At 70.8% G+C, this 22,930-nt stretch carries 21 protein-coding genes and 1 pseudogene; 11 read left to right on the top strand and 11 right to left on the bottom strand.

What is annotated here, in order from left to right:
- Window positions 1-66: 66 nt before the first annotated feature.
- From ACWD6N_RS30305 to ACWD6N_RS30295, 3 genes are all read right to left on the bottom strand, one after another.
- Window positions 67-756 carry a hypothetical protein gene (locus ACWD6N_RS30305; RefSeq protein WP_354965164.1) on the bottom strand — a complete coding sequence of 230 codons (690 nt, stop codon included), beginning with the start codon at window positions 754-756 and terminating at the stop codon, window positions 67-69.
- Window positions 757-839: 83 nt separating this feature from the next.
- Entirely contained in the window at window positions 840-1,301 is a 462-nt protein-coding gene (locus ACWD6N_RS30300; protein ID WP_354965163.1) for a peroxiredoxin, read from the bottom strand.
- A 45-nt stretch (window positions 1,302-1,346) separates the two neighbouring features.
- Window positions 1,347-2,180, bottom strand: a complete 834-nt coding sequence (locus ACWD6N_RS30295) for a patatin-like phospholipase family protein (RefSeq protein ID WP_387322565.1) — start codon at window positions 2,178-2,180, stop codon at window positions 1,347-1,349.
- A gap of 86 nt (window positions 2,181-2,266) precedes the next feature.
- On the opposite strand from ACWD6N_RS30295, the gene ACWD6N_RS30290 reads away from it, so the two are divergent.
- Complete coding sequence (locus ACWD6N_RS30290) at window positions 2,267-2,995, top strand: SDR family oxidoreductase (protein ID WP_354965161.1); 729 nt, start codon at window positions 2,267-2,269, stop codon at window positions 2,993-2,995.
- 44 nt (window positions 2,996-3,039) lie between these two features.
- On the opposite strand, the gene ACWD6N_RS30285 is transcribed toward ACWD6N_RS30290, so the two are convergent.
- A complete protein-coding gene (locus tag ACWD6N_RS30285; protein WP_269458402.1) occupies window positions 3,040-3,165 on the bottom strand; it encodes an MFS transporter small subunit in 126 nt (41 codons plus the stop codon).
- Window positions 3,162-4,583 carry an OFA family MFS transporter gene (locus ACWD6N_RS30280; RefSeq protein ID WP_354965160.1) on the bottom strand — a complete coding sequence of 474 codons (1,422 nt, stop codon included), beginning with the start codon at window positions 4,581-4,583 and terminating at the stop codon, window positions 3,162-3,164. Before ACWD6N_RS30280 ends, ACWD6N_RS30285 begins: the two co-directional genes overlap by 4 nt.
- Window positions 4,584-4,899: 316 nt before the next feature.
- Here ACWD6N_RS30280 and ACWD6N_RS30275 point away from each other — a divergent pair, with 316 nt between their 5' ends.
- Window positions 4,900-5,619, top strand: coding sequence for a VOC family protein (locus ACWD6N_RS30275; RefSeq protein WP_387322563.1), 720 nt, complete (start codon window positions 4,900-4,902; stop codon window positions 5,617-5,619).
- Between the two features lie 27 nt (window positions 5,620-5,646).
- On the opposite strand, the gene ACWD6N_RS30270 is transcribed toward ACWD6N_RS30275, so the two are convergent.
- On the bottom strand, window positions 5,647-5,847 hold the full coding sequence (locus tag ACWD6N_RS30270; protein WP_354965158.1) for a hypothetical protein: 201 nt from the start codon (window positions 5,845-5,847) through the stop codon (window positions 5,647-5,649).
- Window positions 5,847-7,226, bottom strand: coding sequence for a glucose-6-phosphate dehydrogenase (gene zwf, locus ACWD6N_RS30265; RefSeq protein ID WP_450005585.1), 1,380 nt, complete (start codon window positions 7,224-7,226; stop codon window positions 5,847-5,849). Before zwf ends, ACWD6N_RS30270 begins: the two co-directional genes overlap by 1 nt.
- Window positions 7,227-7,415: 189 nt before the next feature.
- Here zwf and ACWD6N_RS30260 point away from each other — a divergent pair, with 189 nt between their 5' ends.
- The 5 genes from ACWD6N_RS30260 to ACWD6N_RS30240 all read left to right on the top strand — a co-directional run bounded on the left by ACWD6N_RS30260 (window position 7,416) and on the right by ACWD6N_RS30240 (window position 13,027).
- Window positions 7,416-9,047 carry a beta-N-acetylhexosaminidase gene (locus tag ACWD6N_RS30260; protein WP_387322560.1) on the top strand — a complete coding sequence of 544 codons (1,632 nt, stop codon included), beginning with the start codon at window positions 7,416-7,418 and terminating at the stop codon, window positions 9,045-9,047.
- Between the two features lie 88 nt (window positions 9,048-9,135).
- On the top strand, window positions 9,136-9,585 hold the full coding sequence (locus ACWD6N_RS30255; RefSeq protein ID WP_354965155.1) for a helix-turn-helix transcriptional regulator: 450 nt from the start codon (window positions 9,136-9,138) through the stop codon (window positions 9,583-9,585).
- 5 nt (window positions 9,586-9,590) lie between these two features.
- Window positions 9,591-10,001 (top strand): VOC family protein, encoded by a 411-nt coding sequence (locus ACWD6N_RS30250; RefSeq protein ID WP_387322558.1) that lies wholly within the window; start codon window positions 9,591-9,593, stop codon window positions 9,999-10,001.
- Between the two features lie 3 nt (window positions 10,002-10,004).
- Window positions 10,005-10,508 carry a pyridoxamine 5'-phosphate oxidase family protein gene (locus tag ACWD6N_RS30245; RefSeq protein WP_387322556.1) on the top strand — a complete coding sequence of 168 codons (504 nt, stop codon included), beginning with the start codon at window positions 10,005-10,007 and terminating at the stop codon, window positions 10,506-10,508.
- 125 nt (window positions 10,509-10,633) lie between these two features.
- On the top strand, window positions 10,634-13,027 hold the full coding sequence (locus ACWD6N_RS30240; RefSeq protein WP_354965152.1) for an excinuclease ABC subunit UvrA: 2,394 nt from the start codon (window positions 10,634-10,636) through the stop codon (window positions 13,025-13,027).
- A gap of 55 nt (window positions 13,028-13,082) precedes the next feature.
- Here ACWD6N_RS30240 and ACWD6N_RS30235 read toward each other — a convergent pair whose 3' ends face one another.
- The gene (locus tag ACWD6N_RS30235; protein WP_387322554.1) at window positions 13,083-13,838 is read right to left on the bottom strand and encodes a helix-turn-helix domain-containing protein; all 756 of its coding nucleotides are present in this window, start codon (window positions 13,836-13,838) and stop codon (window positions 13,083-13,085) included.
- Between the two features lie 223 nt (window positions 13,839-14,061).
- Between ACWD6N_RS30235 and ACWD6N_RS30230 the strand changes: the two genes are divergently transcribed.
- The 3 genes from ACWD6N_RS30230 to ACWD6N_RS30220 are packed head-to-tail and all read left to right on the top strand — an operon-like array spanning window position 14,062 to window position 16,490.
- Complete coding sequence (locus ACWD6N_RS30230; protein ID WP_387322552.1) at window positions 14,062-14,727, top strand: DUF4097 family beta strand repeat-containing protein; 666 nt, start codon at window positions 14,062-14,064, stop codon at window positions 14,725-14,727.
- Between the two features lie 12 nt (window positions 14,728-14,739).
- The gene (locus tag ACWD6N_RS30225) at window positions 14,740-15,702 is read left to right on the top strand and encodes an ATP-binding cassette domain-containing protein (protein WP_450005583.1); all 963 of its coding nucleotides are present in this window, start codon (window positions 14,740-14,742) and stop codon (window positions 15,700-15,702) included.
- Window positions 15,699-16,490 (top strand): ABC transporter permease, encoded by a 792-nt coding sequence (locus ACWD6N_RS30220; protein WP_354965148.1) that lies wholly within the window; start codon window positions 15,699-15,701, stop codon window positions 16,488-16,490. The genes ACWD6N_RS30225 and ACWD6N_RS30220 overlap by 4 nt, the downstream gene beginning before the upstream one ends.
- A gap of 138 nt (window positions 16,491-16,628) precedes the next feature.
- Here the strand turns inward: ACWD6N_RS30220 and ACWD6N_RS30215 are convergent.
- The 3 genes and pseudogenes from ACWD6N_RS30215 to ACWD6N_RS30205 all read right to left on the bottom strand — a co-directional run bounded on the left by ACWD6N_RS30215 (window position 16,629) and on the right by ACWD6N_RS30205 (window position 19,210).
- Window positions 16,629-17,796, bottom strand: a pseudogene (locus ACWD6N_RS30215) (RNA polymerase sigma factor).
- Window positions 17,793-18,152, bottom strand: a complete 360-nt coding sequence (locus ACWD6N_RS30210; protein ID WP_354965147.1) for a YciI family protein — start codon at window positions 18,150-18,152, stop codon at window positions 17,793-17,795. Before ACWD6N_RS30210 ends, ACWD6N_RS30215 begins: the two are co-directional and overlap by 4 nt.
- 83 nt (window positions 18,153-18,235) lie before the next feature.
- On the bottom strand, window positions 18,236-19,210 hold the full coding sequence (locus tag ACWD6N_RS30205) for a helix-turn-helix domain-containing protein (RefSeq protein ID WP_450005581.1): 975 nt from the start codon (window positions 19,208-19,210) through the stop codon (window positions 18,236-18,238).
- Window positions 19,211-19,719: 509 nt separating this feature from the next.
- Here ACWD6N_RS30205 and ACWD6N_RS30200 point away from each other — a divergent pair.
- The gene (locus ACWD6N_RS30200) at window positions 19,720-22,761 is read left to right on the top strand and encodes a S8 family serine peptidase (protein WP_387322549.1); all 3,042 of its coding nucleotides are present in this window, start codon (window positions 19,720-19,722) and stop codon (window positions 22,759-22,761) included.
- The last annotated feature ends 169 nt before the right edge of the window (window positions 22,762-22,930 follow it).

Below are 22,930 nucleotides of genomic sequence, written 5' to 3'. Positions count from 1 at the left end.
CTCAGGGCTCCTCTCACCTCCGGGGGGCCGCCCCCAGCCCCCCCCCCCCCCCCCCCGCCGGAGCCGTCAGCGGGCCTCGCGCAGCTCCGCCAGCCGCGCCTCGATCTCGGCCAGCTCGGCGCGCAGCTTCTCCGCCTGCTGCTCCGCCTCAGCCCGCTCGGTGCCGAGGATCTGCTCCACCGCCTCCTGCACACCCGGCACGTCGACCAGCGCCACCATCTTCAACGCCTCGGCCGGCTTCACCACGTACGGCTTGGCCAGGGCCTTGCTGCCCTGCTGCGCGGCGACCGTCCACTCACCCTCGGCGTACGCCAACGTCACCGTCAGGCCCGCGGGGCCCTTCGGCTTCACGGCCTTGACCGCCCGCCGCGCCGGCGCCTTCTCCACCTGCTCCACCTTCGGCTCCTCCCGCCGCGGCGTCGGCACCCGCGGCGTGTCCAACACGAACTCCGGCTCCACCACCGCGGCCGGCTGCTCCTGCGCCGGCGGCTCCGGCTTCGGCTCGGCGACCCGACGCCCGGCGCCCTTCGGCGCGACCGCGAGATCCGCGGGGGAGAACGGCAACTCGTCGCGGCCGAAACGCACCACCACGAACTCGTCGGACACCTCGGGATCGGTCAGCTCGACCACCTGGCCGATCTGACCGGCGATCTGCCCCGCCGATGCGGTGAACACCACCCGGGGCCGGCGGCCCGCCGCCAACGCATCCCGCAGGCTCTGCACCTCGTCAGTGGACAAACCCTGGCCGGCATCCATCACAACCCTCTTCCGTACACCTGTTTGATTGCTGTCTTGATACCAGCCGACTGCGACACCCACCGCACGGGGCTCACACCCGCTCAGCCGCCCAACGCCCGCAGCGCCCGGTCGGCGTGGTCGTTCATGCTGACCTCGCTGTGGATCACCTCGATCACCCGCCGGTCCGCGCCGATCACGAACGTCATCCGCTTCGTGCTCAGCGGCCCCAACGGCAGCCGCCGGCGCACCCCGAACCGCTGCGCCACCGTCCCGTCCTCGTCCGACAGCAGGGGATAGTCGAAGCCGTGCAGCGTGGAGAACTCCGCCTGCCTGGCCACGCTGTCGCGGCTGATGCCCACCCGCGTGGCGCCGACCGCCGCGAACTCCGCCGCCAGGTCCCGGAAGTGGCAGCTCTCGGCCGTGCAGCCCCGGGTCATCGCCGCCGGGTAGAAGAACAGCACCACCGGCCCCGCCGTCAGGAACTCCGACAGCCGCCGGGGCGTGCCCGTCTCATCGGGCAGCTCGAAGTCCTCCACGACGTCGCCGACACCCACACCCGCCACCGCGCACCTCCGTTGTCGGACCAGACAGGCGGTGAGCGTAAGCGATCACACCCAGAGGGCCGCCACCTCGTCCGCCACCACCGCGGCCTGCGCCCGTCCGGCCCGCGCGGATCCCGCCCGTCGCGCCGGATCCAGCACGTTGCGGCCGATGGCCTTGCGCGCCGACGCGTCCGGCGTCACCACCACCACCCGCGACCCGGCCGCCCGCAACCCGGCCACCTGCGCCGACAGCCGCGGCATCGGCCCGAACGCCCCCGACGTCGGCGCGATCACCAGCACCCGTCGGGCATCCGCGGCCAGGTCGGCGTTCACCGTCGAGCGCATCCCGCCGTCGACGTAGCGGCGCGCGCCGATCGTCACCGGCGGCCACACGCCGGGCACCGCGCAACTGGCACCCACCGCGTCCACCAGGGACACGGAGCTGTCGCCGTCGAACACCACGAACTCACCCGAGGACGCGTCCACCGCGGTCACCAGCAGCCGCCGTTGCGGCCACTCAGCCGTCGGCAGGCGGGCCTCGATGACGGCGCGGCGGGACGCCTCCGACGGGGTACGCGCCGCCACCGCCATCGCACCGATGCGCGCCCGCGCCCGCACCGCGTCGCGGGTCCGGGCACCCGCCCACACCATCCGCGCCAGCACCGCCAAGCCCAGCCGCGCCGTCAGCTCGCCCGACGGCGGCGCCAACTGCGCCTCGTACAGTTGCTCCAGCGGCACCCCCGAGCACATCTGCGCCCCGACGACCGAGCCCGCCGATGTGCCCACCACCAGGTCCGCCTCGGTCACCGGGACGCCCCGCTCGGCGAGCCCCGCCAGCAGCCCCAGCTCCCAGGCCACGCCCGTGACCCCACCACCGCCGAGCACCAACGCGCGCTCCATGTGACTCTCCTCTCGACGACCGGTCCGCGCGGTCACGGTAGCGTCGGCGGGGCCGGCACGCAGCCGTCAGAAACTCGGGGGGCACCGTGGCACCTGTCACCGTCATCACCGGTGGTGGTCGCGGCATCGGCGCGGCCACCGCCCGCCGTCTCGCCGCGGCAGGCCACCACATCGCCCTGTGCTACCGCCGCGACCACGCCGCCGCCGACGCCGTGCTGGCCGACCTGCGGGCCACCGGCGTGCGGGCCACCGCGGTACGCGCCGACACCACCGACCCGGACCAGGTCGACGCCCTGTTCGACGCCGCCGCGCAGCTCGGCCCGCTCACCGGCCTGGTCAACAACGCGGGCGTCACCAGCCCCATCGGGCCCTTCACCGAGCTGCGTGTCGAAGACCTGCGCCGGGTCGTCGACGTCAACCTCGTCGGCTACGTCCTCTGCGCCCAACAGGCCGCCCGCCGGCTGGCCGACGGCGGCGCCATCGTCAACGTCTCGTCCGCCGCCGCCACCCTCGGCAGCCCCGGGGAGTACGTGCACTACGCCGCCGTCAAGGCCGCCACCGACACCCTCACCATCGGCCTGGCCAAGGAACTCGCCCCGCGCGGCATCCGAGTCAACGCGGTCGCCCCCGGCATCGTGCGCACCGACATCCACGCCGACTCCGGCGTACCCGACCGCGCCGACACCGCCGTCGGTCGTATCCCGCTCGGCCGCGCCGGCGAGCCCGACGAGGTCGCGGCCGCCATCGCCTGGCTGCTCGGTCCGGACGCCTCGTACGCCACCGGCACGGTGCTGCGCGTCTCCGGCGGTCTGTGACCGACCGGTGTGGGTGCCGCGCGGATGCGGCACCCACACCCGGATCAGTGGGTGAACAGCTTCGCCGCCGTGATCACCGTCTGCGCCACCCCGTAGCCGAGCAGCGCCGCCACCACCAACCAGGAGATCCACAACCGGGCCTGCTGCCCGGGCCGTCCGTTCTCGCTCATCGGGTGCCACTCCTCTCCGCCGCCACCGGCGCCGTGTCCTCGGCGCCGTCCCGGTCGGTGGGCGGCTCGTGGAACCGTTCCGGCACCGGCCGGATCAGCAGATTCGCCACGAAGCCCACCGCCAGCACGCCGACCATCGTGAACAGCGCCGGCCGGTACGCCGACGCCGTCAGGGTGCCCGGCTCGCCCTGCGCGTCGAGGAACCCGTTGACGATCAGCGGGCCCGCGATCCCCGCCGCCGACCAGGCGGTCAGCAGCCGACCGTGGATCGCGCCCACCTGGTACGTGCCGAACAGGTCCCGCAGGTACGCCGGCACCGTGGAGAACCCGCCGCCGTAGAACGACAGGATCACGCAGGCCAGCAGCACGAACAGCGCCGTGGCCGTCTGCCCGATCAGGGCCAGCAGCGCGTACAGCACCATCCCGACGCCCAAATACACCATGTAGATCGGCTTGCGGCCGATCACGTCCGAGGTGGACGACCAGGCGAACCGGCCGGCCATGTTGAACAGCGACAGCAGGCCGACGAACCCGCCGGCCGCCGCCACCGACACCGCCGACGTGCCGTTGTCGCGGAAGAAGTCCTGGATCATCGGGCTGGCCTGTTCCAGGATTCCGATGCCCGCCGTCACGTTGCAGAACAGCGCCACCCACAGCAGCCAGAACGACCGGGTCTTGACCGAGTTGGCCGCCGACACGTTCGCCGTGGTGACCAGCGGCTTGGACGCCACCGTCGCCGGGTCGAAGCCGGCCGGGCGCCAGTCCGGTGCCGGCACCCGCACGTTCGCCACCCCGAACATCATGATCACGAAATAGCCCAGGCCGAGCGTCACGAACAGCCACACCAGGGCGCTGCCCGACGCCGTCGATCCCGCGTTGGCCGGGTCGTAACCCGGGTCGTAGAACGACAGCAACTGCCGGGACAGGGGAGAGGCCACCATCGCCCCACCACCGAAGCCCATGATCGCCAGGCCGGTCGCCAACCCGGGGCGGTCCGGGAACCACTTGATCAACGTGGAGACGGGGGAGATGTACCCGATCCCCAGGCCGATGCCGCCGAGCAGGCCGTAGCCCAGGTACAGCAGCCACAGTTGCTTCGTGGCGATGCCCAGTGAGCCCACCAGGAAGCCCGCCGCCCAGAAGCAGGCGGAGACGAACATCGCCTTACGCGGCCCGTTCGCCTCCACCCATGTCCCGGCGACCGCGGCGGACAACCCCAGCATGACGATCGCGATGCTGAAGATCACCCCGATCGCGGTCTGGCTGGTGTCGAAGTGGGCGATCAGCGAGTTCTTGTAGACGCTGGTCGCGTAGACCTGGCCGATGCAGAGGTGGATGGCCAACGCCGCGGGGGGTATGAGCCACCGGCTGTACCCGGGCGGCGCGACGGTGTGCCGACGATCGAGTGCGGAAAGCATGAGCTGCTTCCTCTCCGAAGCGGGCGAGAAACCTGCTCATCACTTCCCCACACCGCAGGGCAGGAGCAAACCTCACCAGCGCCGGACGGTCGGTACGGTGAGCTGAGCGGTCAGTCAGCCCGCCAGGCGTCCGATCGTCATCCGGGGCGTGCCAGCCGCCGGCGAGGGCGTCGGCGTTCGCGGGACCCCAACTGCCCTTGTCGTACGTCTGCACCGGCGCCGGCGCCCCTCGCTACCTCCGCCTTCTGGTCGACCCCGGACGACGATCGGCCAAATCCATGTGCGGCGGCTGCGCGGCAGCGGCTACGAAGAACGGATGGCCAACGAGGTGACCGTTCCGCTGCTGCCCTGCGCGTCCATCGACGACATCGTCGCGTTCTACCAGGTGCTCGGTTTCCGGACCACGCATCGGCAACGTAAGCCCAACCCGTACGTGGCGCTGCGGCGTGCGGACCTGCATCTGCACTTTTTCGAGATGCCGGGGTTCGATCCGGAGCAGTCCTACGGCTCGTGCCTGGTGCTGACGTCGGACACTGGTGAGCTGTATCAGGCGTTCGCTGCGGGAATGCGGGCCGCGTACGGAAAGGTGCTGATCTCCGGGACACCGCGAATGACCAGGCCCCGGGCACGGAAGAACTATGACGGGCTCAGCGGGTTCAGCGTCATCGACCCGGGAGGCAACTGGATCCGCGTCGTTCAGAACGCGGCTGTCAGCCCCACACCGGCGCCCGGGCCGACTGGACGGCTCGACAAAGCTCTGGCGAACGCTGTCGTGCAGGGGGATTCCAAGGGTGACTTCCCGCAAGCCGCCCGGATCCTCGACAGTGCTCTGGCCCGTTTCGAAACGGGGGACGACCCGGTCGCGCTGGTGGAGGCTCTCGCCTATCGCGCCGAAGTGGCGGTGGTGCTGCACGAGCCGGCGACGGCTGCGCAGATGCTCACCCGCATCGACCGCGTCGAGCTGAGCACGGATGAGGCCGAGCGGGCGTCGGGGGCACTCCAGAGTTGTGCCGACATCGCGGCGACACTGGCCTAGTGCCTCGTCGGGCAGCCCTGCACGCTGCTAGCTGGCCGGGTCCGCCCGCCAGATCCAGTTGCGCCGCTCGTACAGGGGCGTGAGGCCTACCCGGAGCATGTTGTTCAGCGACGGGTTGGACGAGCCGGGCGCTGGCTTGCCCGTCTCGGCGGTGACCCACCGGCAGCCGGCCTGCGCCGCAGCCGCCGCCCGGGCCGTCAAGAGTGCGCGCGCCCTGTCCTCCACCATCACCGCAGCTGCGGGGCGTGCCAGCCGCCAGCGAGGGCGTCGGCGTCCGCGGGACCCCAGGTGCCCTTGTCGTACGTCTGCACCGGCGCCGCCAGGTCCAGGATCGGCTCGACGATGCGCCATTCCTGCTGGATCGTCTCCTCGCGGGCGAAGCGCAGATGCTGCCCGTCCATCGCGTCGTCGAGCAGCCGCTCGTACGCCTCCTGGCGGTGCCCGAGGGCCGCGCCGAAGTCCACGGACAGGTCCACCGGACGGCTCGCCACCTCGGCGCCGGGGCTCTTCGCCTGGATCGACATCGTGATGCCGTCGCCGCGGCCGAGCCGGAACCGCAGCAGGTTCGCGGCGGCCCCGGCGCCGCCCTCGGCGCGCACGAGGGAGCGCTGCGGCTGCTTGAACTCGACCACCACCTCGGTCGCCGTCCCCGGCAGCGACTTGCCGGTGCGCAGGTAGATGGGCACACCCGCCCAGCGGCGGGAGTTGACCGTCAACCGGGTCGCCACGAACGTCTCCGTGTTCGAGTCCGGCCGCACGCCCGGCTCGTCCCGGTAGCCGGCGTACTGCCCCCGCACGGTGGACTCCGGCGACAGCGGCTCGATCTGCCGCAGCACGGCGACCTCCGCCTCGCGGAACGCGTCGGTGGTGTCGGCGACCGGCGGTTCCATGCCGATCAGCGCGACGACCTGCAGGATGTGGTTCTGGAGCACGTCGCGGGTGGCGCCCACCGTGTCGTAGAAGCCGGCACGGCCCTGGGTGCCGAAACCCTCCGCGAGCGTCACCTGGATGTTGTCGATGTGCTCGCTGTTCCACAGCGGCTCGAACAGCCGGTTGGCGAACCGGAAGGCGTAGAGGCCCTCGACGGCTTCCTTGCCGAGGTAGTGGTCGATGCGGAACACTCGCTCGGGGTCGAACGCCGCGCGCAGCGTGCGGTCCAACTCGTGCGAGGACGCCAGGTCACGCCCGAACGGCTTCTCCACGATCACCCGGCCCCGCTCGGCCAGCCCGGCCGCGGCCAGGCCTTCGACCACCGAGCCGAACACCGCCGGGGGGATCGCCAGGTAGAAGATCGGACGCTCGGCGCCCCGCAGGCGCTCGGCCAGCCGTTGGTACGTCACCGGGTCCGCGTAGTCGCCGGAGATCATCGAGAGGTTCCGCGCCAGCGCGTCGAAGGCCTCGTCGTCGATCTCGTCGTTGGCCTCGGCGATCGACTTGCGGGCGGTGGTGACGAGTTGCTGATCATCCCAGGGGGAGCGTGCCACGCCGATCACCGGGACATCGAGGCGGTCGCGCCGGGTCAGGTCGTACAGCGCCGGGAAGAGCTTCTTCGAGACGAGGTCTCCCGTGACGCCGAACAGCACCACCGCGTCTGAGCGCACCTGCATGACACTTCCATCCGATCGAGTGAACCTGATCTTCCCACCGGAGAACCTCCCGGCCCACCTCGGAATTCCCCGCCGGACGGCCCGGGTGGGGACAGCGACAGGGCCGCGCCGGGTTGCGGCTGGACCGGCCCGGACGATAAGGAAGGTTTACAGTCCAGGTGCGGCGCGGGTAGCGTGCGGGTCTGATCGATGACCGCCGATCACGACGAAGGCCTGGAGGTATCCGTGCGTCGCCGACCCACCATGACGCGGCTGCTGGTCATAGCCGCACTCGGACTGCCGTTCATCCTGCCCGGAGCCCCGGCCGTCGCCGCGCCGACCGCCCCGGCCCGCCACCTGGACGACGTGGTCCCCGCGCCCGTCGAGACCCACCCCGACGCCCGGGGCACATTCCGCCTGAGCCCCCTGACGGTCATCCGCACCTCACCCGGCTCGGCCGCCGCCTGGCAGGTGGGGCGGCAACTCGCCGACACGCTGCGCCCCGCGACCGGCTACCCCCTGCCGGTGCTGCCCGTGCGCTCGACGCCGCTGCCCGAGATCGCCCTGGTCATCGGGGGAGCGGACGGGCGCGTCGGCCAGGAGGGCTACCAGCTCGACGTCACCCGCCACGGCGTGACGATCCGGGCCAACACCCCGGCCGGGCTGTACGCCGGCACGCAGACCCTGCGCCAACTGCTACCCGCCGAGATCGAGGCGTCCAACCGGCAACGGGTCACCTGGACCGTGCCCGGCGGACGAATCGTGGACTACCCGCGCTTCGCGTACCGCGGGGCGATGCTCGACCTGGCTCGGCACTTCCACACCGTCGACGAGATCACCGAGTACGTGGACCTGCTCAGTCAGTACAAAATCAACTACCTGCACCTGCACCTGACCGACGACCAGGGCTGGCGGATCCAGATCGACTCCTGGCCCCGGCTCACCACCGTCGGCGGCGGCCCCGGCACCGGAGTCGACGGCGTCGGGCCCGGGTTCCTCACCAAGGCCGACTACAAGGCCGTCGTCGCCTACGCCGCCGCCCGACACATCACCATCGTTCCCGAGATCGACATGCCCGGGCACACCAACGCCGCCCAGTCGACCTACCCCGAGCTCAACTGCGACGGCGTCGCACCGGCCCCGCGCACCGACACGGCCGTCGGCTACAGCTCGCTGTGCATCGGTGACGACCTGACCTACCGGTTCGTCGAGGACGTCATCCGCGAACTCGCCGCGATCACCCCCGGGCCCTACCTGCACATCGGCGGCGACGAGGCGCACGCCACCACGGACGAGGACTACCGCACGTTCATGCAACGGGTCCTGCCGCTGGTGTCGAAGTACGGCAAGCGCGCCTCGGGTTGGAACGAGGTCGTGCAGGTCGACCCGCCCACCGACGTCGTGGCGCAGTTCTGGGGCACCGGCACCACCAACGCCGACCTGGTCGAGGCCGCCGCCCGGGGCAACAAGGTGATCATGTCACCGGCCAACAAGGCATACCTGGACATGAAGTACGACGCCAACACCCGCCTGGGGCTGCGGTGGGCCGGCCTCATCGAGGTGTCCGACGCGTACGGCTGGGACCCGGCCACCCGGGTGACCGGCGTCGGCGAGAACGCGGTCCTCGGCGTCGAGGCGCCGCTGTGGTCCGAGACGCTGCGCAGCCTGGACGACATCGAGTACATGGCCTTCCCGCGCCTGCCCGCGATCGCCGAACTGGGCTGGTCGACGGCGGCCAGCCACGACTGGGAGTCGTTCCGGACCCGGCTGGGGGAACAGGCACCCCGGTGGCGCCTGCAGGAGGTCGACTTCTACCCATCGCCGCAGGTGCCATGGCTCTGACCGGATGACACGGGGGTCCGGGTCCGAGGCGGCCCGGACCCCGCCGTCCTGCTGGGCGATGTCGGCACGACGTGGCACGATCACGTACGTGACCAGCAGACCTGATGAGACGCAGCACCTGCGCGACCTCGCACGCCTGCGCCGCGTCCGCGACCGGATCGACCGGGAGTACGCCCAGCCGCTGGACGTCGAGGCGCTCGCCCGCGGCGTGAACATGTCCTCCGGGCACCTCAGCCGCCAGTTCCGGCTCGCGTACGGCGAGTCGCCGTACGCCTATCTGATGACCCGGCGCATCGAACGCGCCATGGCGCTTCTGCGCCGCGGCGACCTCACTGTCACGGATGTCTGTTTCACGGTCGGCTGCTCGTCGCTGGGCACCTTCAGCACCCGCTTCACCGAACTCGTCGGCGTGCCGCCCAGCGTCTACCGGGACGAGGCGGCGGCCGCGACGGCCGGGATGCCCGCGTGCGTGGCCAAACAGGTGACCAGACCGATCAGGAATCGAGAAGCGCGGGCCACCCAGCCGCAACTAGCGTGACCGCCATGGACATCACCATTCACTCGAGCTTCCTTCCGCACACCGACCCGGACGCCTCCCTGGCCTTCTACCGCGACATCCTCGGGTTCGAGATCCGCAACGACGTCGGATACCAGGGCATGCGCTGGATCACGGTCGGCCCCGCCGGGCAGCCCGACACCTCCATCGTCCTGCACCCGCCGACCGCCAGCCCCGGCCTCACCGACGACGAGCGCCGCACCATCCTCGAGATGATGGCCAAGGGCAGCTTCTTCGGCGTCAACCTGGCCACCACCGACCTCGACGGCACCTTCGCCAAGCTGGAGGGCAGCGGCGCCGAGGTCGTCCAGGAGCCGACCGAGCAGCCGTACGGCGTCCGCGACTGCGCCTTGCGCGACCCGGCGGGCAACATGATCCGCATCCAGGAGTTGCGCTGAGCCGTGGTCACCCCAGCCATCACCCACACCGACGGCACCGCCGTCGAGCCGCCCCGAAGCGCTGACCCCCGCCCTCGCGCCCAGCGTCATCGCGACACCGAACACCGGCTCAGCCACGACATCGACGTCTGGGTGGCCAGCGCCTCGGCCGACGGCGCGCCCCACCTGGTGCCGCTGTCCTTCCACTGGGACGGCGAGACCCTGCTCCTGGCCACGGCGGCCGACAGCCCGACCGGCCGGAACCTGGCGGCCACCCGGAGTGCCCGGCTGGCCCTGGGCGACACCCGCGACGTGTCGATGATCGAGGGCGACGTCGAGGTCCTCGAGATCGACACGCTGCCGCGGGAGCGAGCTGACCGGTTCGCCGCGCACACCGGTTTCGACCCGTGCGCGCTGACCACGTCGTACCGCTGGTTCCGGATCTCGCCACGCCGCATCCAGGCGTGGCGCGAGGTGAACGAGATGCCCGGCCGTGAGCTGATGCGTGACGGCCGCTGGTTGGTCTGACCCCCGCGACGACGCGCCGGGTGGCCGGGACCACAGGGCCAGCACGGGCCGCATGGATACCGTGGTTCCCGCGGCGACGCCGACGGAGACCCCCAGCAGGCCCCGCCCCGACAGATGGAGACACGATGAGCAAGGCCACGAGGACGGACACGCGGTCGTCCGCGCCGCACATCGCCGACAGCCACGACCTGATCCGGGTGCACGGCGCGCGCGTGAACAACCTCAAGGACGTCAGCATCGAGATCCCGAAGCGCAGGCTGACGGTGTTCACCGGCGTCTCCGGCTCCGGCAAGAGCTCCCTGGTGTTCAGCACGATCGCCGCCGAGTCGCAGCGGATGATCAACGAAACCTACAGCGCCTTTTTGCAGGGCTTCATGCCGACGCTGGCGCGGCCCGAGGTCGACGTGCTCGACGGTCTGACGACCGCCATCATCGTCGACCAGCAGCGGATGGGAGGCGACGTCCGCTCCACCGTCGGCACCGCCACCGACGCCAACGCGATGCTGCGCATCCTGTTCAGCCGGCTCGGCAAGCCGCACATCGGCTCACCGCAGGCCTTCTCCTTCAATGTCGCCTCCATCAGCGGGGCGGGCGCGGTCAGCATGGAACGCGCCGGGCGGACCGTGAAGGAACGCCGCACCTTCACCATCACCGGCGGCATGTGTCCGCGCTGCGAAGGGCGCGGCTCGGTCTCCGACATCGACCTCACCCAGCTCTACGACGACTCCAAGTCCCTCGCCGAGGGCGCCTTCACCATCCCCGGCTGGAAGTCGGACAGCTTCTGGACCGTCCGGGTCTACGCCGAGTCGGGTTTCGTCGACCCGAACAAGCCGATCCGCGACTACACCAGCAAGGAACTCCACGACTTCCTCCACAAGGACCCGGTGAAGGTGAAGGTCGACGGCGTCAACCTCACCTACGAAGGACTGATCCCCAAGATTCAGAAGTCGTTCCTGTCCAAGGACAAGGAAGCGCTGCAGCCACACATCCGGGCGTTCGTCGAGCGGGCCGTCACCTTCACCACCTGCCCCGAGTGCGACGGCACCCGCCTCAGTGCGGCGGCGCGCTCCTCGACGATCGACGGAATCAACATCGCCGACGCCTGCGCGATGCAGATCAGCGACCTCGCCGACTGGGTCAGCAGCCTCAACGAACCGTCGGTGGCGCCGCTGCTCGCCGCGCTGCGCCACACCCTCGACTCGTTCGTCGAGATCGGGCTGGGCTACCTCTCGCTCGACCGGCCGTCGGGCACCCTGTCCGGTGGCGAGGCGCAGCGCACCAAGATGATCCGCCACCTCGGCTCCTCACTGACCGACGTCACCTACGTCTTCGACGAGCCCACCATCGGCCTGCACCCCCACGACATCCAGCGGATGAACGACCTGCTGCTGCGGTTGCGCGACAAGGGCAACACGGTCCTGGTCGTGGAACACAAGCCGGAGGCGATCGCGATCGCCGACCACGTCGTCGACCTCGGCCCCGGCGCCGGCACGGCGGGCGGCACCATCTGCTTCGAGGGCACCATCGACGGACTGCGCGCCAGCGACACCGTCACCGGCCGCCACCTCGACGACCGGGTCGCCCTCAAGGACACCGTACGAAAGCCCACCGGCACGCTGGAGATCCGCGGCGCGACCGCCCACAACCTGCGCGACGTCGACGTCGACATTCCACTCGGGGTGCTCTGCGTGGTCACCGGCGTGGCGGGCTCCGGCAAGAGCTCCCTCGTGCACGGCTCGATCCCCGCCGGCGAGGGCGTCGTCTCGGTCGACCAGGGCGCGATCCGCGGCTCGCGGCGGAGCAACCCGGCGACGTACACCGGACTGCTGGACCCGATCCGCAAGGCCTTCGCGAAGGCCAACGGCGTGAAACCCGCGCTGTTCAGCGCCAACTCCGAGGGCGCCTGCCCCACCTGCAACGGCGCCGGCGTCATCTACACCGACCTGGCGATGATGGCCGGCGTCGCCACCACCTGCGAAGAGTGCGAAGGCAAGCGGTTCCAGGCCTCGGTACTGGAATACCACCTCGGCGGCCGCGACATCAGCGAGGTGCTCGCCATGTCGGTGACCGAGGCCGAGTTGTTCTTCGGCTCCAGCGAGGCGCGCACCCCCGCCGCGCACGCCATCCTCGAACGCCTCGCCGACGTCGGCCTCGGCTATCTCAGCCTCGGCCAGCCGCTCACCACCCTGTCCGGCGGCGAGCGGCAGCGGCTCAAGCTGGCCACCCACATGGCCGAGAAGGGCGGCGTCTACGTCCTGGACGAGCCGACCACCGGCCTGCACCTCGCCGACGTCGAGCACCTGCTCGGCCTGCTCGACCGGCTCGTCGACTCCGGCAAGTCGGTCATCGTCGTCGAGCACCACCAGGCGGTCATGGCGCACGCCGACTGGATCATCGACCTTGGCCCCGGTGCCGGCCACGACGGCGGCCGGATCGTCTTCGAGGGCACCCCCGCCGACCTCGTCGCCGCCCGCTCCACCCTCACCGGCCAGCACCTCGCGGCCTACGTCGGCGCCTGACCAAGCTGTCTCATCCGCGCCGGCCCGGGGGAGTACCCCGGACCGGCGCGGCTGTCTATTCGCGACCTGAACCCGGCGCGGCGGTGTCGCCCGAGGCCGCCGGGGGTTTCGTGTAGAGGATCTCCCGGGCCTGCTCCGCGGCGCGGCTGATGCTCTCGGCGATGAAGTCGACGAAGCGGGCGATGCTCTCCAGGCGCGCGGCGGCCGGGGTGTCGGGGCCGAGGACGCTGACGCCCTGCCGTGCGACCTCGGCGAGCTGGGCGTTGGCTCGGGCGCCGGCGATCGTGCCCTGGTAGAAGACGTCGTCGTCGACGACGTAACGCTCCCGGCGGCGGTCATCGCGTTCCCGGCGGATGAGGCCCTGACTCTCGAGGAACGTGATCGCCTTGGAGATCGACGCCGGGCTGACCTGGACGCGCTGGACGAGTTCGGACGCGGTGAGGCTGCCCGCGTCGGCGGTGTAGAGGCAGGTCAACACCCGGGACATCATCTTGGGCAGGCCCTGCTGCATGAGCAGGGTGGTGAACATCTCCTCGTACTCGCGTACGGCCTCGGCGTCGCGTCCGTGCGCCTGCGAGGGTGCCTGCGGCCCTGGGGGAGCGGCCTGCCTGCGCCGGTGCGCGCGGCGTTCGGTGGCGCGGTGGGCCAGATCGGCGCGGTACGCGGTGGGGCCGCCGTTGCGCATCACCTCCCGCGTGATCGTCGAGGTGGGACGGTCCAGACGCCGGGCGATCTCGGCGTACGCGAGCCCGTCGGCCAGCCCCAACGCGATCTGCTGACGTTCGTGCTGGCTGAGCCTGCCTCCCGGCATCGCGATCTCCCTTCACGCTTCCCTGACACCGCCAGCATAGCGTTCACTCCCACTTCAATGCAACGCTGAGGGCGAGCAACGTTGCGTTAGATTCAGAACTGTTGCAACGAAAATGGGGCTGCCACCTGCTCATACGCCGATTGCGCGCAACGATCATGTTGCCTGATCCTTGAACGCAACGTAGCGTTTCCGGTGTCAGAAACAAGCGCAGGAGGAGAGCACGATGCAGAAGTTCGACACCCCCACCCCGATCGCCACCGTCCTCGACATCCCCGCGGGGCGCGTCCAGTTCATCGCCGCCGACCGGGCCGACACCACGGTCGAGGTCCTGCCCGCGGACGCCTCGAAGAGCCGCGACGTCAAGGTGGCGGAGCAGACCAAGGTCGAATACAGCGACGGCGTCCTGCGGATCACCGCCTCGGCGAAGAACCAGATCCTCGGCCACTCCGGATCCATCGAGGTGACGGTCCAACTGCCCGCCGACTCCCGGGTCACGGCGAAGGCGGCCAGCGCGGAATTCCGGGCCGTCGGACGGTTCGGTGACGTCGCCTTCGACGGCGCGCACGCCGCGATCAAGATCGACGAGGCCGCCAGCGTCCGCCTCACCACCGCCGCCGGTGACGTCTCGGTCGGCCGCCTCACCGGGCCGGGGGAGATCAGCACCGTCAAGGGCGACATCCGGATCACCGAGGCCGTACGCGGCACCGTCGTGCTGCGTACCCAGGCCGGCAACCTGTCGGTCGACGCCGCCCACGGCGTTTCCGCCTCCCTCGACGCCGGCACCACCCTCGGCCGGATCCACAACTCCCTCCGGAACACCGAGGGCACCGCCGACCTGACCATCCACGCGACCACCACCCACGGCGACATCGTCGCCCGCAGCCTCTGAGGAGCACCCACCATGACCAACCTGGCGATCGCGGCGCACGGCCTACGCAAGTCCTACGGCGACAAGGTCGTCCTCGACGGCGTCGACCTGACCGTCCCCGAAGGAACGATCTTCTCCCTGCTCGGCCCGAACGGCGCCGGCAAGACCACCGCCGTCAAGATCCTCTCCACCCTCATTTCCCCCGACCCGGCCTCCGGCGCCATCCGCGTCGGCGGCCACGATCGCGCCACCGACCCCCAGGCGGTCCGCGCCGCGATCGGCGTCACCGGCCAGTTCTCCGCCGTCGACAATCTGATCACCGGCGAGGAGAACATGCTCCTCATGAGCGACCTGCACCACCTGCCCAAGCGCGAAGGCCACCGCGCCGCCGCAGAGCTGTTGGAACGCTTCGACCTCGCCGACGCCGCGAAGAAGCCCGCCTCCACCTACTCCGGCGGCATGAAGCGCCGCCTCGACCTCGCCATGACCCTGGTCGGCAACCCACGGATCATCTTCCTCGACGAGCCCACCACCGGCCTCGACCCCCGCAGTCGCCACAACATGTGGCAGATCATCCGCGAACTCGTCTCCGACGGCGTCACCGTCTTCCTCACCACCCAGTACCTGGAAGAGGCCGACGAACTCGCCGACCGCATCGCCGTGCTCAACGACGGAAAGATCGCCGCCGAGGGCACCGCCAAGGAGCTCAAACGGCTCATCCCCGGCGGGCACGTCCGGCTCCGCTTCACCGACCCGGCCTCGTACCAGTCCGCCGCCCTCGCGCTGCACGACGCCACCCGCGACGACGAGTCCCTCGCGCTGCAGATCCCCAGCGACGGCAGCCAGCGCGAACTCCGCTCCATCCTCGACCGGCTGGACTCGGCCGCCATCGAGACCGACGAGCTGACCGTGCACACCCCCGACCTCGACGACGTGTTCTTCGCCCTGACCGGCGGCACCAACATCCCCCACCAGCCCAAGGAGACCGTCCGATGAGCACCCTCACCCTCGCCGTACGCGACTCGTCCACGATGCTGCGCCGCAACATCCTGCACGCCCGGCGCTACCCGTCCCTCACCCTCAACCTGCTGCTCACCCCGATCATGCTGCTGTTGCTCTTCGTCTACGTCTTCGGCGACACGATGGGCTCAGGCATCAACGGCGGCGGCGCGGACCGCTCCGACTACATCGCGTACATCGTCCCGGGCCTCCTGCTGATGACCATCGGCAGCACCGTGATCGGCACCGCGGTGTCCGTCTCCAACGACATGACCGAAGGCATCATCGCCCGCTTCCGCACCATGGCGATCCACCGCGGTTCGGTGCTCGTCGGGCACGTCGTCGGCAGCGTGCTGCAGTCGGTCATGAGCGTGGTCCTCGTCGGCGCCGTCGCCGTGGCCATCGGCTTCCGCTCCACGGACGCCAGCGTCCTGGAATGGCTCGCGGCACTCGGGCTGCTCGCGCTCTTCGCCACGGCCCTCACCTGGATCGCGGTCGGCATGGGTCTGGTCAGCCCCAACGCCGAGGCCGCCAGCAACAACGCGATGCCGCTGATCCTGCTGCCGCTCCTGTCCAGCGCCTTCGTCCCGGTCGACGCCATGCCCGGCTGGCTCCGGCCGATCGCCGAGTACCAGCCGTTCACGCCCTCCATCGAGACCCTGCGCGGCCTGCTGCTCGGCAGCGAGATCGGCCACAACGGGTGGCTCGCGGTCGCCTGGTGCCTGGCTCTGGCAGTACTCGGCTACTTCTGGTCGACCTCCACGTTCAACCGCGACCCGAAGTAACCCCGCGACAGCGCGGGCCGCGTCCCGCAGCTCGTCCCGCCCACGGGCGGCGTACCCCGACACCATGTCGGCGTACGCCGCCCCGTCGGCGTTCCCGGCCCCTGGCCGGATCCGCTTCGCGGCCCGCAAGCCAGATCCTCACTCACTCCCGCCCGCCGCCCGACTGCGCAACCGCGCGTTGAGCCGTGCGGCCTGCCGCGTGAGGTGGTCCCGTTCGGCGAGATTGGGCGCTGACCGGGCAGCTTCGGCGTAGAGCCGCGCCGCGGTGACCGCGTCACCGTCCCGCTCGTGCAGGTACGCCGCGGCGGCGGCATAGCCGGGGGAGGGAGGAATCAAGCTCCGCCAGGGCGGCCAGTCCGGCCCGCGCCCCGTCGGCCTCACCGACCGCGACGGCGCGATTGAGCCGAGCCACCGGATTGTCGGTGAACCGCAGCAGCTCGTCGTACCACTCGACGATCTGCACCCAGTCGATCTCCTCAGCCGTGCGTGCGTCGGCGTGCAGCGCGGCGATGGCGGCCTGCGCCTGAAACTCGCCCAACCGGTCACGGCCGAGGGCCGCCTGAAGCACCTCGACGCCCTCGGCGATCAGGCGGGTGTCCCACAGGCTGCGGTCCTGCTCGCCGAGGGGCACGAGACGGCCGTCCGTACGGATCCGCGCCGAGCGCCGCGCGTGGTGGAGCAGCATGAGCGCCAACAGGCCCGCGACCTCCTCATGGCTGGTCCTGGCCGCCAGTTGACGGGCGAGCCGGATCGCCTCTCCGGCGAGGTCGACATCGCCGGAGTAGCCCTCGTTGAAGACCAGGTAGAGCACCCGCAGCACCGTGGCGACGTCACCGGGCTGGTCGAACCGAACACCGGAGACGGTCCGCTTGGCCCTGCTGATCCGCTGGGCCATGGTCGCCTCCGGCACAAGGTACGCCTGCGCGATCTGCCGCGTGGTCAGACCGCCAACCGCACGCAGCGTGAGCGCGACGGCCGACGCCGGTGTCAAGGAGGGGTGCGCGCACAGAAAATACAGCCGGAGCGTGTCGTCCACCGCCTCGACCGGTCCGGGCATCGGCTCGACCTCGACGCGTACCTCACGCCGCCGCCGGGAGGCATCGGCACGGGCCGCATCGAGGAACTTGCGCCAGGCCACAGTGACCAACCAGCCCCTGAGGTCCCGCGGCGGATCATCCGGCCACACACGCACGGCTTCGACCAGGGCATCCTGCACGGCATCCTCAGCCGACGCGAAGTCGGCTCCCCGCCGGACGAGGACACCGATCACCGCCGGTACGAGGTCCCGCAGCAGCGCCGCGTTCACTCGGTGACCGTGGGCGACCCGCCCAGAAACGGCCGAACCTCCAACCATTCGTAGATCGGCTTACCACCGGGCCCGGGAGCCGCCGACAGCTCTCCCGCCAGCTGAACCGCCCGGTCCCACGACTCCACGTCGATGATGTACCACCCGGCGATCAGGTCCTTGGTCTCGACGAACGGCCCGTCGGTCACCGGTGGCCGCCCCTCGCCGCCGTATCGCACGAACGCGCCGCCGGACGCCAACGCCTGGGTGTCGACGAACTCGCCCGTCTCCTCCAGCCGAGCCGCGAAGTCGCGCATGAACTGCACGTGCGCGTCGACCTCGTCCGGGGTCCACTGATCCATCGGCGCCGACTCCATGGCGGGAGCCGGGCCACCCCGGTAGTGCTTGAGCGCCGGCTACTGGAGTCCAACAGCCGGACGGTGGAGTCACCGCACGACACTCACGCCTCGGGCAGCCAGCCACGCTCCCGGGCACGCCAGCCCAACTGCAGGCGCGACTGAGCCCCCGCCGTCTCCATCAGGTGCTGCACCCGGCGAACGACGGTGCGCCGGCTCATCCCGAGGCGCGCACCCGCCGTCTCGTCGGTCATCCCGGCAACCAGCAGCGACAGCAACTTGCGGTCCTCATCCGAGATCTCGCCCCGCGCGGTAACCTCACCGGCGCCCGACAGGCCCAGGGGACTCGCTGTCGACCACACGCCCTCGAAGAGTGCGACGAGCGCGTCGAGCAGCGCGCACGGGTGGACGAGCACCGCCGCATCCTGCGCCGCATCCGTCAATACCAGAGGGAGCAGGGCCAGCGTGCGATCTGCGGCGGCGAGCTTTGTCGGCACGCTGGGCGCGAGGCGCGCTATCTCGCCATTGCGGACGTGCTCCCCGGCCGCCGCCAGGGTGGCCGGATCGGCGAGCGCGTCGATGGTGTAGACGACGCGGTAGGTGATTTCCCGCCCGCGCTCCATCTGTACGCGGTTGACCTGCTCGGCCGCGGCGTACGGCGGCGCGACCAGCATCCGCATCGTTGCCTTCGCGACACGCTGTACCCGGTCGAAGGCACGCTGCACGCTTGCTTGCCCTTGGACGATCTCGATGAGTTCACCGGTACGCCGTCCGGCGGTACGGTCGCGGGTCTGGGCCGCCAGCGCGTGCGCCGCCTCGCGGACCCGGTCCAGCTCGGCGTGCTGGCGCTGGATCAACTGCTCGATCGCCTCGTCTGGCGGAACCGGCACGACCAGGCCGTGCGGCGGTGGCGTGCGGTGCACCATTCCTTTGCGGTGCAGGCCGGCCACCGCCCGGCTGATCTGCGTGGTGGGCCGTCCGGTGCGTCTGGCCAGCTGATCCACGGTGGCGCTGCCCTGCCGCAGCAGCCCAAGGTAGGCCGACTCCTCGGCGGTGGTGAGTCCGGCGGGCTCGAGCATGCGTGGGCCTCCCATCGAGCGGCGGTGTGGGACGGGACCGGTGGCGAGGCCGGCGGTTGTGTGATCGGCGTGGCGCACCTGAGTCACGACTCATCTGCGCCCCTGAGTGATCTAGCCCCGGGTGGTGCCAAGTGTGACACTCGGCCGAGCTCGATTCCACGATCATCCGGGAGACCGCGGTCGGGAGGAGGGCCCTGTCGTGAGGTCGCTACAGGGTCAAGAGCGGCCATTTGAAGAAGGGGTCCATGTCTGTGCATCCTTCCCGGCCACACCGGCGTACTGCCCTGACGGCGGTATCCGGTGCCCTCATGGTGGGGCTCGCGGCTCTGGCGGCCGTGCCTCCGCCACCGGCGCTCGCCTCGCCGCAACCTGCCACCGAGCCTGGCCCCGCGCAGCAGCGTGCCGAACACCACACGATCACGCTTGTCACCGGCGATACAGTGGCCGTCACTCGTGGACCGAAGGGCATCATTTCGTACAGCGTCACCCCGGGCCCTGGCCGCCAGGACGTGACGTTCCTGACCCGATCGGCCAGCGACGGCGCCGCCTCGGTAATCCCCTCCGACGCGCTGAACCTGCTCTCCGCCAACCAACTGGACCCCCAACTGTTCGACCTGGGCGCGCTGATCGACAGCGCGCCCGACGACGGTGGCGAACTGCCGCTGATCGCGCAGTACGCCAAGGCGACCACGGCCGGGCCCTCCAACCGGGTGCGGGGCGTGCTCGCCGACGGTGCCCGGACCACTCTCGCCCTGCCCCGGCTCGGGCTGAACGCGTTGCGCGTCCCCCCGAACAACACCGGACGCATGTGGCGTGCAGTCACCGGTGGAGAGAAAGCTGCCCAGCGTCTGCGCGGTGGCCTCGGCAAGCTCTGGCTGGACCGCAGGATGAAGGTCTCGCTGGAGCGCAGTGTGCCCCAGATCGGCGCCCCGACTGCCTGGCAGGCGGGGCTCACCGGGACCGGTGTCACCGTGGCCGTTCTTGACACTGGCTACGACATCGACCACCCCGACCTCAAGGACGTGGTCGTCGCGTCCGCCGACTTCGTCGGCGAGGGCACGGTAGACGACCACGTCGGGCACGGCACCCACGTGTCCTCGACCATCGCGGGCAGCGGAGTGGCCTCGAACGGGCTGCGCAAGGGCGTGGCGCCCGGCGCGAAGCTGGCCGAGGGCAAAGTTTGCTCCGAAGAAGGCTGCCCCTGGTCGGCGATCCTCGCCGGGATGCACTGGGCGGCCAACGAGGTGCATGCGAAGGTCATCAACATGAGCCTCGGCGGGCTCGACTCCGCTGGTATCGACCCACTCGAGGCCGCGGTGAACGACCTGTCGGCCCAGACCGGAGCCCTCTTCGTCATTTCGGCGGGCAACAACGGCTGCAGGTATGGCGCCCGCCCGGTCGGCTCGCCCAGCACCGCTGACGCGGCGCTGAGCGTGGCCGCGGTCGACCGGACCGACTTCATCGCCGACTTCTCCAGCTGCGGTCCACGCATGCTCGACGACGCGCTGAAGCCGGAGATCAGTGCGCCAGGAGTGGGCATCGTCGCGGCCGTCCCCGGCGGGGGCTACGGGTCCTTCAGCGGTACGTCGATGGCCGCCCCGCACGTCACCGGCGCGGCGGCGATCCTGGCCCAACAGCATCCCGACTGGACCGGAGAGCAGCTGAAGGCCGGCCTGATGAGCAGCGCCTCCGAGCCCCGCTGGGAGAGCATGCCATCGCCCCGGTACGGGTCCGGCCGTGTCGACGTGGCGCGGGCGGTCGCCGCTCAGGTCACGCCGAGCGTCGGTGGTCTGAACATCAACCAGCCCTGGCCGCGTCCCACAGCGGGCGTCACCCGCACGGTCAGCTATCGCAACGTCGGGACTGAGCCGGTCGTCCTCGATCTGGCCGTCTCGTCGATCCCGGCCGCGCTGGTCACGCTGAGCACCCAGCGGTTGACGGTGCCCGCCGGAGGCAGCGCCTCGGTGACGCTCACCGTCGGCAGCGAGGGCGAGGCAGAGGCGTACCACCTCGGCGCCCTCACCGCCACCGTCGACGGCGCCCCGGTGGCCCGGACCGCGCTGACCTACCACCAGGACGCGCGGTACGACGTGTCGGTGGAGCTGGTCAACCGGCTCGGCGCGCCCGCCGAGGGCAGTGTGGCTGCGGTGAACGGCGACACCGGCGCGGTGACGTACTTGACGGTCAATGGGGGCATGGCACGGGGGATGCTTCCCACCGGCCGGCACTACCTGCTGACCACGGTGTTCCCGGGCGGGCCGGAGGACATCGCCTTCACCTACGGGATCGTGCCGGTCACGGTCACCGACGATACGGCCGTCCTGCCGGTACGGGTCGACGCCCGCCGCGGCAGGCAGGTCCGGCTCGAGGTCTCCGACCGCTCGGCCGAGCATGTCGTCACGTCCGTGGACCTGACCCTCGACGTGGCCGGCACCCGGATGGCGCACGGCGGCTCCTTCGGCGTGCAGGGTGCGAGCTACGTGCTCCCGGTCGAGGATCCGGCCGTCACCTATGGCGCCCGGGCGGTCTTCGACAAGAAGGGTTCGAGCGAGCAGTCGCCGAGCCCCTACCACTACCGGATCGCCGACACCCGCGCCGGCATCCCCAGCGACCCGGTACGCACCGTGGCCAGGGAGGACCTCGCCCGGGTCGTCATGGACTTCAAGGCTCCCGGCGTCGCCTCCAGCGGATCCGCCGCCGTCGGCATGATCACCGACGACAGCCTTCCCACGCTCACTGTCGAAGGGCCGGCCGACTTCCCGTCGAAGGTGATCGACTACCGGGCGCCGGGGCGGTACGAGAGCGAGATCCGCATCGGCGACAACTGGATCACGGCACCGGCCCGAACCGTCAGCCTGGCTGAACCCGGCCGGGAGACCTGGAACAACGCGCTCCTCGGGCCGACGCTGGACAGCACCACCGGGCTGAACGGAGACGGCTTCATGTCGATCCCCGACATCCCGTGGTTCGTCGACGCCGAGACGCACGACTTCGCGTACACCCCCGCGTCCGGCACCCTGACGCTGAAGCGGGAGGGGGAGCAGGTCGCGCAGTGGCAGGCCGGCCAGTGGGGCTACGCCTACGGGCTGCCCGTGGAGAAGGCCACGTACACCCTGCAGGCGAGCGTCACCCGGTCGGTGCCGTTCGCCACCCTGTCCAGCCGGATCGACGCCGAGTGGCGGTTCACTACGGCAGGCACCACGGAGTGGCTGGCCAATCCGCTCATGGTGCCCCGCCTGGCAGCCGTCGGCCTCGACGAGTACAACCGGGCCGCCGGCAAGGCACCCACCAAGGTGCTGATCGGCGTCAGCGGCCAGCCCGCCGGCGGCGTCCCGGCCACCCGGGTCACCCGGGTGGAGGCGTCCTTCGACGAGGGCGGCACCTGGAAGTCGCTGAAGGTCACCGCTGGGCCGGACGGGACGCTGGGCAAGGTGATGGTCCCCAACCCGCCCGCGGCGGGCCACGTCGCGCTGCGCGTCACGCTGACCGACCGGGACGGCAACCAGGTCACGCAGACCGTCCACCGCCCCTACGAGGTGCGGCCCCGGTAACCGAGCGAGGCCGGGCCCGAGCGGCTGCAGCCGCTCGGGCCCGGCCTTCTTTCCGACCCTTCCAAAATGGACGGCTGCACTGGTCTTGTCTTCGGCAGGCGCGGCCGCCCCTCAACCCCGGGAGCGAAATGCCCAGACGAATTCGGTGGCTGTTGGCGACCATCACAGT

The organism is Micromonospora sp. NPDC005163, from assembly GCF_053599835.1.
Note: the sequence above shows the minus strand (reverse complement) of the source record. Positions and strands in the feature narration are given on the sequence as shown.